Annotated in this window: 11 protein-coding genes and 1 pseudogene; 8 read left to right on the top strand and 4 right to left on the bottom strand. The window is 69.0% G+C overall.

The genetic code is table 11. From position 1 onward, the window contains the following. Positions 1-58: 58 nt before the first annotated feature. From JYK17_RS13545 to JYK17_RS13535, 3 genes are all read right to left on the bottom strand, one after another. Positions 59-910, bottom strand: coding sequence for an aldo/keto reductase (locus tag JYK17_RS13545; protein WP_108014265.1), 852 nt, complete (start codon positions 908-910; stop codon positions 59-61). A gap of 38 nt (positions 911-948) precedes the next feature. Then, a complete protein-coding gene (locus tag JYK17_RS13540; RefSeq protein WP_181362570.1) occupies positions 949-1,977 on the bottom strand; it encodes a zinc-binding dehydrogenase in 1,029 nt (342 codons plus the stop codon). Between the two features lie 64 nt (positions 1,978-2,041). Continuing rightward, entirely contained in the window at positions 2,042-3,019 is a 978-nt protein-coding gene (locus tag JYK17_RS13535; RefSeq protein ID WP_108014263.1) for an aldo/keto reductase, read from the bottom strand. Between the two features lie 215 nt (positions 3,020-3,234). Between JYK17_RS13535 and JYK17_RS13530 the strand changes: the two genes are divergently transcribed. From JYK17_RS13530 to JYK17_RS40990, 6 genes and pseudogenes are all read left to right on the top strand, one after another. After that, positions 3,235-4,137 (top strand): helix-turn-helix transcriptional regulator, encoded by a 903-nt coding sequence (locus JYK17_RS13530; protein ID WP_108014262.1) that lies wholly within the window; start codon positions 3,235-3,237, stop codon positions 4,135-4,137. A gap of 84 nt (positions 4,138-4,221) precedes the next feature. Beyond that, positions 4,222-5,715, top strand: a complete 1,494-nt coding sequence (locus JYK17_RS13525; RefSeq protein WP_234548340.1) for a site-specific integrase — start codon at positions 4,222-4,224, stop codon at positions 5,713-5,715. Positions 5,716-5,792: 77 nt separating this feature from the next. Then, complete coding sequence (locus JYK17_RS13520; protein WP_222810450.1) at positions 5,793-7,577, top strand: hypothetical protein; 1,785 nt, start codon at positions 5,793-5,795, stop codon at positions 7,575-7,577. Beyond that, a complete protein-coding gene (locus JYK17_RS13515) occupies positions 7,574-9,688 on the top strand; it encodes a hypothetical protein (RefSeq protein WP_108014260.1) in 2,115 nt (704 codons plus the stop codon). Before JYK17_RS13520 ends, JYK17_RS13515 begins: the two co-directional genes overlap by 4 nt. Beyond that, entirely contained in the window at positions 9,685-10,104 is a 420-nt protein-coding gene (locus JYK17_RS13510; RefSeq protein ID WP_108014259.1) for a hypothetical protein, read from the top strand. The genes JYK17_RS13515 and JYK17_RS13510 overlap by 4 nt, the downstream gene beginning before the upstream one ends. A gap of 39 nt (positions 10,105-10,143) precedes the next feature. Next, positions 10,144-10,266 (top strand): annotated as a pseudogene (locus tag JYK17_RS40990) (VOC family protein); the annotation flags it as partial. Positions 10,267-10,396: 130 nt separating this feature from the next. Here the strand turns inward: JYK17_RS40990 and JYK17_RS13505 are convergent. Further along, complete coding sequence (locus JYK17_RS13505; protein ID WP_108014258.1) at positions 10,397-13,000, bottom strand: PA14 domain-containing protein; 2,604 nt, start codon at positions 12,998-13,000, stop codon at positions 10,397-10,399. A 157-nt stretch (positions 13,001-13,157) separates the two neighbouring features. Here JYK17_RS13505 and JYK17_RS13500 point away from each other — a divergent pair, with 157 nt between their 5' ends. Both JYK17_RS13500 and JYK17_RS13495 read left to right on the top strand, forming a co-directional pair. Further along, positions 13,158-14,171 (top strand): LacI family DNA-binding transcriptional regulator, encoded by a 1,014-nt coding sequence (locus JYK17_RS13500; protein ID WP_108014257.1) that lies wholly within the window; start codon positions 13,158-13,160, stop codon positions 14,169-14,171. 144 nt (positions 14,172-14,315) lie between these two features. After that, positions 14,316-15,413, top strand: coding sequence for an ABC transporter substrate-binding protein (locus JYK17_RS13495; RefSeq protein ID WP_108014256.1), 1,098 nt, complete (start codon positions 14,316-14,318; stop codon positions 15,411-15,413). The last annotated feature ends 1 nt before the right edge of the window (position 15,414 follow it).

Below are 15,414 nucleotides of genomic sequence, written 5' to 3'. Positions count from 1 at the left end.
GCCCCGGGCATTCGCCTCGAGGGCACGTGCGGCCGGCGAGGGGCAGTGAGTGAGGCGTTCAGCTGTCCAGACGGCGCCCCGCGAGCCACTTGACCATCTCGGGGTCGTGGTGGTCGAAGAACAGGGAGGTGCCGGTGTCGAGGGTGGCGATCTGGGCCATCTGCTCGTCGGTGAGCTCGAAGTCGAAGACGTCGATGTTCTCGGCCATGCGCTCGGCGCGGACGGACTTGGGGATGGCGATGACGCCGCGCTGGGTGAGCCAGCGCAGGACGACCTGGGCGACCGACTTGCCGTACTCCTTGCCGATCTCGGCGAGCAGGGGGTTGGTGAACAGGTCGTTCTTGCCTTCGGCGAAGCCGCCCCAGGACTGGATCTGCACCCCGTGCTCACGCATGAGGTCCTGGTAGTCGGCGCGCTGGAAGAAGGGGTGGGTCTCGATCTGGTTGACCTGCGGGGTGATCTCGTTGTTGAGGATCAGGTCGATCAGCCGGTCGGGGTAGAAGTTGGCGACGCCGATCGCCTTCGCGAGGCCCTCGCGGTTGAGGGATTCCATGGCGCGCCACTGGCCGTAGACGTCGCCGAAGGGCTGGTGCATCAGGTACAGGTCGAGGTGGTCCAGACCCAGCTTCGTCAGGGACGTCTCGAACGCGCGGCGGGTGTTGTCCTCGGCGGGGGCGTCCTGGACCCACAGCTTGGTGGTGACGAACAGCTCCTCGCGCGGGACGCCGCTGGACTTGATGGCACGGCCGACGGCTTCTTCGTTGCCGTAGGCGGCGGCGGTGTCCAGCAGCCGGTAGCCGGCGGCCAGGGCCTCGGAGACGGCGCGCTCGGTGTCCTCGGCGGGGATCTGGTAGACGCCGAAGCCGAGGAGCGGCATCTCGACGCCGTTGTTGAGGGTGACGGTCTGCATGAGCGGGATGTCCTTCGCTGGAGGGCGCGGGCGGGTGGTCAGGGGCGGACGAGGGCCTTGAGGACCTGGCGGTCGGCCATGGCCTGGTAGGCGTCCGGTGTCCGGTCAAGGGTGAATTCCTGGTCGAAGACGCGACCGGGGGTGATGGCGCCGTCCAGGACGTCGGGCAGCAGTTCCGGGATGTAGGCGCGGGCGGGGCTGGCGCCGCCGGTCAGGGTGATGTTGCGCATGAACTCGGCCGGACCGATCGGTCCCTGCTCGTACTGGGGCACGCCCAGGCGGCTGATGGTGCCACCGTCCAGGACCGCGCCGAGCGCGGTCTCGAGGGCCGGGCGGGTGCCGACGGCCTCGATGACCTTGTCCACGCCGCCGGTCAGCTCGCGGATGCGGGCGATGCCCTCCTCGCCGCGCTCGGCAACCACGTCCGTGGCGCCGAAGTCACGGCCCAGACCGGTGCGGGCCTCGTGGCGGCCGGCGAGCACGATCCGCTCGGCACCCAGCCGCTTGGCGGCGATCACCGCGCACAGGCCGACCGCCCCGTCCCCGACCACCAGCACCGCATCACCGCGGCCGACGCCGGCGGTGACGGCACCGTGGTGGCCGGTGGTCATCACATCGGAGAGCGCTAGCAGCGACGGCAGCAGCGCGGAGTCGGCTGCCACCGGCAGCTTCACCAGGGTGCCGTCCGCGTACGGGACGCGGACGGCTTCGCCCTGCCCGCCGTCCACGCCGTCGAAGCCGTACCGGCCGCCGTTACGGCACGAGATATGCAGGCCCTTGGCGCAGTAGTCGCAGGTGTTGTCGCTGTAGGTGAACGGGGCGACGACCAGATCACCGGCCTTCAGGCCGGTCACGTCCTGACCGGTGTCCTCCACCACGCCGATGAACTCGTGCCCCATGGGGCGGCCGGTGCCGGTGGCGGGCATCGACGCGTACGGCCACAGGTCGCTGCCGCACACACAGGACGCGACGACGCGCACCACGGCATCAGTGGGCTGGACGATCTTCGGGTCGGACCGGTCCTCGACGCGGACGTCGCCGGCTCCGTACATCACTGCTGCACGCATGAAAGGTGTTACTCCAAACGAGGGGCGGGGGCGCCACGCGAAGCGCAGCGTGCCGGGATTGGGGTCAGCGTTCGAGCATCTGCGCCTGGGCCGCAGTGTGGGTGTCGCCAGCGGCGGGCGGCAGGCTGGAGAGCTTGTCGAGCTGCTCGGCGGTCAGCGTGACGGCATCGGCGGCGGCGTTCTCCTCGACCCGGCTGACGCGCTTGGTGCCGGGGATGGGGGCGATGTCGTCGCCCTGAGCGAGCAGCCAGGCCAGCGCCACCTGACCGGGCGTGGCACCGGCCTCGTCGGCCAGGGCCTTGACCTCATCGGCGAGCGCCAGGTTGTGCTGGAAGTTCTCGCCGGTGAAGCGCGGGTTGTCGCGACGGAAGTCGTTCTCGTCGAACTGATCGGTGGAGCGGACGGTGCCGGTCAGGAAGCCGCGGCCCAGCGGGGAGAACGGCACGAGACCGATGTGCAGCTCCCGCAGGACGGGCAGGACACGGCCCTCGATGCCGCGGGTGAACAGGGAGTACTCGGACTGCACCGCGGTGACCGGCTGGACGGCGTGGGCCCGGCGGATCGTGTCCGGGCCGGCCTCGGAGAGCCCGAAGGCGCGGACCTTGCCCTCGTCGATCAGCTCCTTCACGGCGCCGGCGGTCTCCTCGATCGGCGTGTTCGGGTCCACCCGGTGCTGGTAGTACAGGTCGATGTGGTCCGTGCCCAGGCGCTTCAGGGAGCCCTCGATGGCGGTGCGAATGTTGGCCGGGCTGGAGTCCAGGTTCCACGCGCCGTCGCCGCCGTGCGAGACCAGGCCGAACTTGGTGGCCAGCACCACCTTGTCCCGCCGGCCCTTCAGCGCCCGCCCGAGCAGTTCCTCGTTGGTGTAGGGGCCGTAGATCTCGGCGGTGTCGATCAACGTGACGCCCAGCTCCAGCGCCCGGTGCACGGTCCTGATCGACTCCATGTCATCGGTGCCCGAGCCGGTGTAGCCGTGGGACATGCCCATCGCGCCCAGCCCGATCCGGGAAACCTCCAGGTCACGCAGCTTGATGTACCGCATCTCGCCCTCTTCCGATCATGGTGTTACCTGGTCTCTCACTGTCGCCCGGCCCGGCAGGTCGTGCCGGTTGAAGGCCGGGCGGCGCGAGGGGCCGACGTCTTCCTCATTCACCTTCGCCCGGAACGCTCGGGTGTGGCAGGGCGGGCTCTTCGGGGGTAACGACAGGGCCCCCCTCCCGCCCGCGTAGCGGGTGCCCGGCGGGTGAGACTGGAGTCATGACTTCGACGAGCGCGCACAGCGAGGGCGCCGAGCTGGGCCGCTTCCTGCGCGCCCGCCGCACCCAGACCAGCCCCGAACACGTCGGCCTCACCGCAGGTGCCGGTATCCGCCGTACCCCGGGGCTCCGCCGTGAGGAGCTGGCCACCCTCGCCGGGATCAGCATCGACTACTACGTGCGCCTGGAACGCGGCAAGGAGACCCGCCCCAGCCCCGCCGTCCTCGACTCCCTCGCCCGCGCCCTGCACATGGACGACCAGGAGCACCAGCACCTGCGTGAGCTCGCCGCGCGTGCCGCCCGCTACGCGCCCGAGCCGCCGCCGGCCCCGAGCCGCACCGTGCGCCCCCACCTGAAGCTGCTGCTGGAGTCTCTGCGCCCGAACCCCGCGTACGTGATCAGCCGCAGCATGGACATGCTGGCCTGGAACCCCGGCGGCCTCGCCCTGTACGCGGGCCTGGACGACTGGCCGGCCAAGCACCGCAACCTGGCCCGCTACCTCTTCCTCCACCCCGCGGCCCGCGACCTTTTCACGGACTGGGACCGGCAGATCACCGGCTGCGTCGCCCGGCTGCGCGCCGTCGCCGGCACCGCACCCGATGCCCCCGACCTGACCAACCTGGTCGGCGAGCTCCTCCTCAAGAGCCCCGACTTCGCCCGGTTGTGGGAACGCTACGAAGTGACCGGACGCAAGCCTGCTCACAAGACGTTCCGGCACCCCCAGGTCGGAACGCTCACGCTGACTTCGCAGTCCCTGCACGTGGAAGGCACCCCTGGCCAGCGCATCGGCGTCTATACCGCCGAGCCCGGTAGCCCCGACCACGATGCGCTGCTTCTCCTCGACATGACTGCGCCGCCTGCCGCCGGCCCCACGCAGCGGGACGCAGCGCGTCGACAGAGGTGAGTGCCCGGCCGTACTGCGGCAGGAGCGAGTAGTCGGCCACTGACCGGTTAGGGTCCGCGGGTGTTGAGCAGACCCAGGTGGACGGTGCACTTCGTGAGCCGCGACTTACCCGTGCCCACGACGACGCCTTCCTTCCTGGACGTGGTGCACGGTGACCTGGTGGCGTGGCTGGATGAGGAAGGGCTGCCAGACGGCCTGCCGTTCCTGCTGTCGCCGCGGTTCGAGTACGACGTCGCGCTCAACGCGTACTTCCTTCAGGCGAATCTGACGGCTCCGTGGAACAGCAACGCCAATCGGGCCAGAGCTATGGCCCGGTTCTTCACGTTCCTGCATACCGCGCGCGGTGGGAAATCGTGGAGGGCTGCTACTAAAGCGGATCATCTGGCGTTCCATCAGTGGCGCCGCCGGGATGAGACGGGACCTTGCGTCGAGGGCAGCACCTGGAATCACGAAGTGGCGCTGGTCAACCAGTTCTACGCGTGGGCGGTGCGGCAGGGACACGTCGCGGCGGTCCCGATCCCGCATCGCGCCGCCCGGCCCGCGCCGACGGGGTCGGTTCTCCGGCCCACCGGTCCCTCCACGGTTCCGGCGACGTACGCGCATGACGAGAACGGGGAGCGCATCGAGTGGATGCCGCCGGCGACCTACCGGCTCTGGCGGGATGTGGGGCTTCGCGGCTACGGCCCGGACGGACTGCCCGCGGACCGGTTCCGCGGCCGGTGGGCGGCCCGCAACGCGACGTTCAGCGACCTCATGGTCCGCACGGGGCTGCGGCTGACTGAGCAGGCCAGCGTCACCGTCTTCGAAATCCCCACCAGCACTGCCCTGGGCGGATACCAGCGGTTCTGGCTGCCCGGGGTAATCGCGAAGAATTTCTCCGCCCGGTGGGTCTACCTCCCGCACAGCATCGTCCAGGAGGTGATCGCCTACGTGGAGTGGGACCGGGCCGAGGTGGTCGAACAGGCCCGGGCAGCGGGCCGCTACCAGCGCATCCGCCGGCCCCTGGTCATCGCCGACCCGTCCCGCCCGCATGTGGTGCACCGGCTCAGCGCCGGCGGTGTCCACCGGATGCGGCTGCAAGACCTGTCGCCGGCCGAGCGGCGGCGGCTTCTGCGGGAAACCGAGGACGGCCTGGAACCTGCGATGCTCTGGCTGAACGAGAACGGGCTGCCGATGTCCGTCTCCGGCTGGCAGGCGATGTTCTCCACGGCCAACGACCGCTGCCACAAGGCCGACGTGCTGGTCGAAGCACACGCCCACCTCCTGCGGCACACGTTCGCGGTGGTCACCCTCGAACAACTCCAGCGGGCCCACATCGCTCAGCTCGCCGAACTTAACCCCCAGCAGCGCGGGCACTACACCCGCATCTTCGGCGACCCGCTGGACTGGGTCCGCCGCAGGCTCGGACACCGGTCGATCCTGACGACCTTGATCTATCTGCACGCCCTCCAGGAGCTGGAGATGGAAACCCGCATGGCCTTGGTGCCGGACACGTGGGACGACCCGAGAGACACCCCGCTGGCCCAGCTCGGCGACGATGCCGTCCCGGCCGACGCTGACCAGGAAGCGGTTCGGTGACGCGCCGGGGCCGCGGCAGCACGGGACCAGGCCGTCCGTCGGCCTCGCCGGCGGGCGAGTACGACCCGCCGGGCCCCGTGGGAGCAGATCCTGCGGGCGCGACCGTGGTCTTCTTCCACGGTGATGACGGCCGCCGCGACGTCTTCGACATGGCCCGGCTGCCGCTGCCAGGCTGGTGGATGCCGCTGGCCGGAGCCTTTGCCCAGCGGACAGGCCCCGGCGGCGGACTGCGCACCCGAACTTCAGCGGCGGGCACGTGGTGGTGCCTGGGTCGCTGGATGCGGTTCCTGGCCGGACTTCCCACCCCGCCCGCCGATCCCGGCCGGCTCACCGCCGCCCATGTCGAAGGGTTCGTACGGTTCCGCACGACCCAGGCGGGCGAGGAAACCGCGTTCAAGGACGTGCAGGACATCAAGCTCCTGCTCGACATGGACGCGATCGTCTCGCTCCTGGCGCCCGAAGCCCGGGACTCTCTGGTCCGGCGTCAGCCACGATCCCGCAGCTTCGGCCAGGCCGGCTACTCCGACGGCGAGTTCAAGCGGCTGCTGTCCGCGGCCCGAGCCGACGTTGCCCGAATCCGCGGCCGGATCGCGAGCGGCGAAGAACTCGTACGCCGGCACGACGACGGCGCCGGCGATGAAAAGGGCGCCCTGCTGGCCGACATGGCTACCAGTGGAAGGGTTCCGCGCCTGAGCGACGACGGTCGTCACGACCACCTGACGCGACGGATCGAGCTGGCCCAGCACTTGTTTCTGCACCTGCGAGACCTCGCGCCGCTGATGGTCCTGCTGTGTGCTCTCACCGAACGCAACGGCGAAACAATCAAGGAACTGCCCGCACAGCACAAGATCCTTGACGGCCGGGCTGTCGAGCTCACTCTCATCAAACGGCGTCGCGGCCCGCGGCGATGGTTCGAGACGGTCACCTGGGAGATTGGTCCCCCGCACCGAGCCCTGCACACCCCCGGCGGTCTCTACCTGCTGATCCACAAGCTGACAGCCCGCAGCCGGGCGTTTTGCGGCTCGGACCGGCTCTTCTGCGCCTGGCGCAACATCCTCGAGCTCGGGGGCGACGATGTTGCCGAGCACCACCCGCCGTTCGCGGTCAAGCTCTGGGGCGAGGTGAAGCTGTCGAAATGGGCCGGGGACCGGCGGCGGCCCCTGCTGGCCGATGCCTCCGAGGGCCACGAGGCGAAGCCGCTGCAGGTGACCTTCAACCGCATCAAGACCAGCACCGAAGTCCGCCGCACACGACGGCTGGGCGGACATCTGCCGTCGGCCGCGAAGTCAAACACCATGCAAGTCCTCTTCCGCAACTACCTGGGTGGCGACCCCGTCATCGTCGAGTGGGCCCACCAGGTTCTCGGCGAGGCGCTCGTCGACGCCGAGCAGGCCGCACTGCGCGCTCACGAGCAGGTGCTGACCTCCGCGGGCGGCCCCTTGCGGGTGGTCACCGGCCCGGCCGACGCCGAAGTGGTGCAGCGCGAGGCGGGCCTGGATGCCGAGTCGGCCCGGCGCGCGGTTGACGGCGAACTCGACACCGCCTGGACCGCCTGCGGCAACCACGTCCACCCGGCGACCGGGAAGACCTGCGAGGCATCCTTCCTGGCCTGTTTCCACTGCGGGAACTGCCTGGTCACCCGTGATCACCTACCCCGGCTGCTGGGGCTCATGGACGCCCTGGCCGAGCGTCGCCTGACGATGAACGAGGACGAGTGGTGGCGGCGCTACGGGCCGGCCTGGGCCGCGGTCCGCCACGACATCCTCGCGAAGTTCAGCCCCGCGGAACGACAGCACGCAGAGCGGGCCAAGCCGACCGACGTCCTGCTGGATCTGGTCGAAGAACCCTGGGAGCAGATGTGACCGCCCTCGCCCGCAGCGTCGCGCTTCCCGGCGACGACGTCTTCGTCCTCCACGACCGGCCCCTGCGGGACGGCGTCGCCCTGGAGGACACCTCGCAGTTCGGCGACGCCGTCTGGCGGCTGCAGCCCGCGATCCACAAGAGCAGCGGCCGCAACCTGATCCTGAACTTCGACCGCTTCCCGGCCCGGTTCCGACCGGTCGCCAAGCAGCTGGCTTACGCCATGCTGTCCGGGCCCCTCCCGCAAGGAGAAAGGCGCTGCAAGGTTGAGGGAGTACGTTGCGCGTCCACCGAACTCTTCCGCTTCCTGACCTGGCTGGACGACCAGAGCGAACCCCGGTGTCAGCAGCTGGGCACACTGACCGGCGCCGACCTTCTCGCCTACCAACGGCACCTTGTCGGGCTGTTCCCGGGTTCAGCGGCACAGCGTGAAACGTGCCGTGCGAAGGTCCGGCTGTTCTGGCGCTGGAGGCACAACCTCAGCGATCGTCTCTCCTTCGACCCCGTTCACATCGACGGGTGGGGCGAACCCGATACCCGCGGACAAACGCGAAGTGAGAACCGCACCAGCCGCATCCCTGAAGCCGTTCTCGGCCCGCTGTTCGTCTGGGCCCTACGGTTCATCGACCTCTTCGGTCCCGACATCGTCGCCGCCGACCAGCAGTGGAGGAAGACCCGGTTCGTCGGGGTCTACCAGCGGCTTCCGGAACGGAAGTTCCACAGGTCCACCGGCAACCTGCCCCAGGCGATCTCCGATCATCTGGAGGAGTACGTCAGCAGCGGCCGGCCGCTGCCGGGCTGGCGGGGAACGCCAAACCGCAAGGTCCTCGCCCAGCAGATCGGATGCAGCCGAAAGTCCCTGGATGACCCCGTCTACCAGGTGCTCATCGACCAGGCAGAGGCCAAGGTCGGGGTCAGCGAGAGCGCCGCCTTCGACATTCCGATCCTCGGCTCGCTCGACGGCCGACCCTGGATCGACGACATCGTCACCCACCCAGAGCAGCCCAACAGCCTGGCCGTCCTCGCCCGGCATCTCCAGGCTGCTACCTATGCCGTGATCGCGTACTTGAGTGGGATGCGAGACTCAGAGGTCAAGGAGCTCCGGCGCGGCTGCCTGCGGACCGAGCGGGACCCCGACGGGCGCCCCTACCGCTGGAAGGTCGACGGGATCGCCTTTAAAGGCGAGGACGACCCGAGGGGCGTGCCGGCGACCTGGATCGTGGGCGAACCCGTCGCACGGGCCATCGCGGTCATGGAAGCGCTCCAGCCGCCCGGCACCGACATCCTGTTCACCCGGCTCCCGCACGGATACGGAACCCGCCACCGTGTCCGCGACGCGAGCGCCATGCTCAACAGCACCACCAACGAAAATCTCAACCTCTTCATCGACTGGGTGAACGCCTACTGCGACAAGCAGGGACGCGCCGACGGCATCCCCGCCGTCAACGGCAGAATGTTCCGGCTGATGACGTCGCACTTCCGGCGGACCCTGGCCTGGTTCATCGCTCGCCGGCCAGGCGGCTCGATCGCCGGAGCCCTGCAATACCGTCACCACGGCATCCAGATCTTCGAGGGCTATGCCGGCACCAGCGACTCCGGATTCCGCGCGGAAGTCGAGAGCGAACAAGCTCTCGCCCGCGGTGAGCACTACCTCGCCATGGTCGACGCCCACGAACACACCGAACTGACCGGCCCAGCAGCCGCCGAGGCGGCCCGCCGCCTCGAAGGCTTCGGCCACCGAACCCGCTTCCAGGGAATCGTCGTCACTGACGAACGCCGCCTGAAACGGATCATGGAACGGGAAGACCCCGCCGTCTATCCCGGCACCTACATCACCTGCGTCCACGACCACAGCAAGGCACTCTGCGAACGAGCCCGCAAAGGCCGCTTCGAAGGGCTGCCCGATCATGGCCACTGCCAACCCCTCGCCTGCCAGAACGTCGCTCTGACCAGCAGCAACACCGAAGCCTGGCAGTCCGAACTCGACCGCATCGACCGACGCCTGGCAGCACGACCGCCGCTGCCGCCCCTCATGCAGCACCGCCTCGCGTCACGACGGGCCGAGATCACCGCGTTCCTCAGTCGCAACACCAGCACGCCGGAGACCGCATGACCCGCCGCGTTGACGCACCCCACGAATCCCAGGTCCGGGCGGCACTGGACGAACTCCGCCAGCGAGCGGGCGACAACGGCACCCAGCCGAGCGTCCTGGCCCTGGCCAGCAAGTTCGGCATGAGCAACACCACCTTCCGCCGCCACTTCCCCGACATCGCACAGGAGATCGCCGCCCTCCGAGCAGCACCGCCGACGCCAGGAGCACCAAGCGAACCGACCCGCTACGACAGGCTCGTCGCCCGAAACGCCAAGCTCAAGCGTCACAACCGCGAGCTCACCGAGACCTTCACCCTCGCCGCCTGCCACATTCAGCGAATCACCTTGGAAAACCAGAAGCTGAGAGAGGCACTCGAAGCTGCCACGGGCGTCGCTCGCCTGACCCCACTCCCGTCCAGGCGGTCGGCAAGCAGCTGAGGAAGTGGTCAACGGTCAACCGCAAACCCTGGCCACAACGAGCCCTACGTCCGCTTCGAGGGCGAAAAGGGCGAGCAGTGGACGATGTTCTTCCACGACCCGGCCGGAAACGCCCTGGAGTTCAAGGCGTTCGCCGACGATTCACAGGTATTCGCGGCGTGACCGCGACAACAGTGCGGTTCGCCCGCCGCTCCAACGGCGGGCGAACCGCACCCTTTTGCCCGATCCCTCACGGATCAGCGATGGACACTCGGCGTGGCGCGGGGGGGCGTTCGCCGAGCCCGGGCGGGTGTCAGGCGCACCCGGCCGGTGTGGCCCGTGAGGCGTCGGAGATCAGCGCCTGCTGAGCCGCCTTGAGCCGTTTGACGTCAGGCTTGACGACCTTGCGGTCGTACGTCATCAGGCCGTTGAGCTCACCTTCGACATCCGTGATCTGGGTGTAGACCGCGCCGTTGCTGCCCTTGCAGGCGAGCGCGTGGACCTCGTCGAGTTTGGCGAGGTAGTCGTCGGTGTAGGTGGCCGGGTCGACGTCGACGTAGGACTGCTGGACCGACCAGGCGTGTCCCGGCACCGCGAGCCCGAGACCGCCGTACTCACCGCTGACCAGGGCCCGTTTGCCGTCCGGCTGCGGTGGCAGGGCGGGACTTGGGTAGCCGTGTTCGTCCAGGATGTCGCCGGTGCCGCCGTCGGCCCCGAGGTTGATCCCGGACATGGAGTTGACCAGCCGGGTCGGGTCCCAGGACTTGGCCTGGTCGGCGATGCGGGCCATGTCGTACTGGCCCCAGCCCTCGTTGAAGGTGACCCACATGATGACGGACGGGCTGCTGATGTGCTCGTCGATCATCTGCTTCATCTCGCGCTCGTACTCGGCGCGCGCGGCGGTGGACGGGTTCACCCCGGCGGTCATCGCCGGCATGTCCTGCCACACCATCAGGCCCAGTCGGTCGGCCCAGTAGAACCAGCGGTCCGGTTCCACCTTGATGTGCTTGCGCACCGCGTTGAAGCCCATGTTCTTGTGCATCTTCAGGTCGTACGCGAGCGCCTCGTCGGTCGGCGCCGTGTACAGGCCGTCCGGCCAGAAGCCCTGGTCGAGCGTGGCCATCATGAAGATCGGCTTGCCGTTCAGGACGGTGCGCGGAACGCCGTCGATCTTCTCGACCTTGATCGAGCGCATCCCGAAGTAGCTGCCGACCCGGTCGGCCCCGACGCTCACCTTGAGGTGGTAGAGGAAGGGGTCGTCGGGCGACCACAGATGCGGCTTGCGCAGGTGCAGCGTCAGGGCCTTGCCGGTGCGGCCGGTGACCGTGGCGACCCTGCGCTTGCCCTCGTACGCCGTCGCCGTGACCGGCACGCCGTCGCGGACGCCCTGCGGCTCGACGGTGAGCGTGCTGTCGTCCACGTTCGGGGTGAGCTTGAGCTGGTCGACGTGGTCGGCGGCCACCGGCTCCATCCACACCGTCTGCCAGATGCCCGAGGTCGGCGTGTACCAGATGCCGCTGGGATCGAGGCGCTGCTTGCCGACCGGCGGGTTCTCGCCGTTCGCCGAGTCGGTGGGGTCGTAGACGCCGACGATCAGCTCCTGGGTGCGGCCGGGCTTCAGCGCGTCCGTGATGTCGGCGCTGAACTTGTCGTAGCCGCCCTGGTGTTCGGCCACCTTGGTGCCGTTGACGTACACCTCGGCCCGCCAGTCGACCGCGCCGAAGTTGAGCTGCAGCCGCTTGCCGGAGCCGACCTTCCAGCCGGCCGGCACGGTGAAGGTGCGCCGGTACCACATGCGGTCCTCGTGCCGCTCCAGACCCGACAGCTGCGACTCGACGGGGTAGGGGACGAGGATCTTCTCGCCGAGGTTCTTGCCCACGGGCGGCTGCTCTCCCGCCTTGGCGGCGGCGAACTGCCAGGAACCGTTGAGGTTCTTCCACGAGTCACGGGTCAACTGCGGCCGCGGGTACTCGGGGTGGGCGTTGGAGGGCGAGACGTCGTCGGCCCACTTGGTGCTCAACTCGTACGTGGACTTGTTGGCGCCGCTGCTCCAGAAGGATTTGACAACGTTGCCGTCCGTGCCGGTCAGACCGCCCTGGCCGTCGTAGCGGACGTCGGCGAGGCCGGACGCGGTGCCGGTCTTGTTGCCGACGACGGGCTCCTTGAGCGAGACCAGCAGCCTGTGCGGGTCGGCGGAGTCCAGCCGGGCCGTGCCCAGGGGCCAGGTGGCGCCCCCGATCACCGCGTCGAGGTGGTCGGCCAGATCGGCCGGCGGCGCGCCGAGCGGCTGCGCGAACTGGAGCACGAGCGTACGGCCGCTCGCCAGGACGTCGGTGGAGATGGCACCGTCGTAGTCATAGCCGTCCGGCAGACGGAACGCGGACTGCGGTACGGCGGTCTTGCTGCCGCCCGGCGGGGTCCAGCGCAGGTGGAGGTTGGAGCCCCCGTAGTGCTCGAAGTACTCGACCTTGATGTCGTAGGCCTTGCCCGCGGTCAACTCGACGGGCTGGCCGGTCTGTTCGGTGTCCCAGTCGTCGACCCAGTGGTCGATGACCAGTTTCCCGTCGACCCACAGGCGGAAGCCGTTGTCGCCGATGATCGAGAAGGTGGTGGCCCCGGTCTTCTCCGGGACGACCTTTCCGGTCCAGCGGACGCTCACGTCGTCGGACTGCCCGGTGGCGAAGTTCAGTCGTGGTTCTAGGGTGTCGAAATCGAGGTTGGGGTCGAACCCGGTGGCCTTGAGCTTGTCGAAATCGAAGGCGCCGGGTGCCGACTGCGTGTAGTACTCGCCCTTGAGGCCGTGGACCTCGACGGGATCGTCTGCCGCGCTGGCGGCAGGCGTCACGGCAAGGCCCGCGGCACCGAGGGCCGCGGCCACGAACAGGGCGAGGCGTTGGCGGATCGGTCTGATGCGCACGAATCCTCCTTGGCTGAGGAAGGGTGGCGGCTCGCTGCTTCAGTCTGTACAACGTTGGAAGGAACGGCAGTTGGCATAAGAGCACGGCTCCCGGCCTCTGTCCAGGGGCATGACAAATCCCCGAGGATGAGGCACCCATCGATGCTGAGGAGATCCCTTGCGGGCCAGCCTGAAGGACGTGGCGGAACGCGCGGGCGTTTCGATCAAGACCGTGTCCAACGTTGTGAACAACTATCCGCACGTCACCCCGGCCATGCGGGCCCGGGTGCAGGCGGCGATCGACGAGCTCGGCTACCGGCCCAATCTGACCGCGCGCCATCTGCGGGGCGGCCGTACGGGGATCATCGCGCTCGCCGTACCCGAACTCGGCAACCCCTACTTCGCCGAGCTGGCCGGCGCCGTGATCGACGCGGCCGCCGAGCACGAGTTCACCGTCCTGCTCGACCACACCCGCGGAGACCGCGAGCAGGAGATCCTGGTCAGCCAGGGGTTCAGGGGCCGGGTGATCGACGGGCTGATCCTCAGCCCGCTGGCTCTGGAGGCCGAGGATCTGCAGGGCAGGTCCGACGACGTGCCGCTGGTGCTGCTCGGCGAGCGCGAGTACGACCTGCCCTTCGACCACATCGCGATCGACAACGTGGCCGCGTCCCGGTGCGCGGTGCGTCATCTGCTCGGCCGCGGCCGGACCCGGATCGCCTACCTCGGTGTGCGCACCGACTCCGTGAACCGGCCCGCCCACCTGCGACTGGACGGCTGGCGCGCGGAGTTGGCGGCGGCCGGGGTGCCCGCGCCGGACAGCCTGGTGGTCCCGGTCGGCGGGTGGGACCGGGACGACGGGGCGCGCGCGATGGCCGAGCTGCTGGACTCCGGCGTGCGCCCGGACGCCGTCTTCGCCTTCAACGACCTGATCGCGATCGGGGCGATGCGGGTGCTGCACGAGCGGGGGCTCAGGGTGCCCTGGGACGTGGCGGTGGTGGGGTTCGACGACATCGCCGAGGGGCGGTTCGGCGCCGTCACCCTGACCACGGTCTCACCGGACAAGCAGGCGATCGCCAAGATGGCCGTCGCCTCGCTGCTGCGCAGCCTGTCGGGCCGCGAGGAGCCCGGCGGACGTGAACTCACCGCCGCCTTCGAGCTCGTTGAGCGCGAGAGCACTCTGGGCCGGCGATGACGAGATTTCGGACGGAGCTCTTTACACGGCCCTTCCAACGATGTAAAAACCTCCTCTGAACGACGTGCCACACCGAGTTGACCGCAAGAGCCAGCCTCCCCGAGAGCGCTCTCAGCTCCGGGGCCGCGCCGTTTGGGGACACCCATGAAGCCCATCGCAGTTGTCCGTCGCACCTCCGCAAGACACCTCCTGGCCGCCGGCCTCGTGGCGAGCCTCGCGCTCGCGACCGGATGCACCAAGTCCGAGGACGACTCGGACAAGAAGCCCTCCGCCTCGAAGCAGGACGACGCGGGCCAGGTGGTGGCCTCGCCCGCCGCGGGCTCCGGACCGACCTGCACCATCGATGCCTACGGCGCCAAGAAGCTCGACCTCAAGGGCGCCACCGTCGGCTTCTCCCAGTCGGAGAAGGAGGCCAACCCCTTCCGGATCGCGGAGACCGCCTCCATCAAGGCCGAGGCCAAGAAGCGCGGCATCAAGCTGCTCACCGCCAACGCCCAGTCGCAGTTCTCCAAGCAGATCAGCGACGTCCAGGACCTGATCGCGAAGGGCGCGAACCTGCTGGTCATCGCCCCGCTCAACTCCGACGGCTGGGAGCCGGTACTGCGCACCGCGGCCGCCAAGCACATCCCGATCGTCACGATCGACCGCAAGATCAACGCCACCGCCTGCAAGGACTACGTCAGCTTCATCGGCTCCGACTTCATCGAGCAGGGCAAGCGGGCCGCGGACCAGATGATCGAGGCGACCGGCGGCAAGGGCAAGATCGCCATCCTGCTCGGCGCGGCAGGCAACAACGTCACCACCGAGCGCACCAAGGGCTTCGAGGACCGCATCAAGGAGAAGGCCCCCGGCCTGAAGATCGTCTCCCGGCAGACCGGTGAATTCGCCCGCGAGAAGGGCCAGTCGGTCACCGAGAACCTCATCCAGTCCAACCCCGGCATCACCGGCATCTACGCCGAGAACGACGAGATGGGCCTCGGCGCCGTCAACGCCCTCAAGGGCGCGGGCAAGAAGCCCGGCGACGTCAAGATCGTCACCGTCGACGGCACCCGCAACGCCGTGCAGCAGATCGTGGACGGCTGGATCTCCGGCGTCATCGAGTCCAACCCGCGCTTCGGGCCGCTCGCCTTCCAGACCCTCGACACCTTCACCAAGGGCGACAAGGTCAGCCAGGACATCGTTATCAAGGACAGCGCCTACTCCAAGAGCAACGCCCAGTCGGACATCGGCAAGGCCTTCTGAC

This window comes from Streptomyces plumbidurans (genome assembly GCF_019857225.1).
GTDB classification, from domain to species: Bacteria; Actinomycetota; Actinomycetes; order Streptomycetales; family Streptomycetaceae; genus Streptomyces; species Streptomyces plumbidurans.
This window is presented reverse-complemented; position numbering and strand designations above follow the sequence as displayed.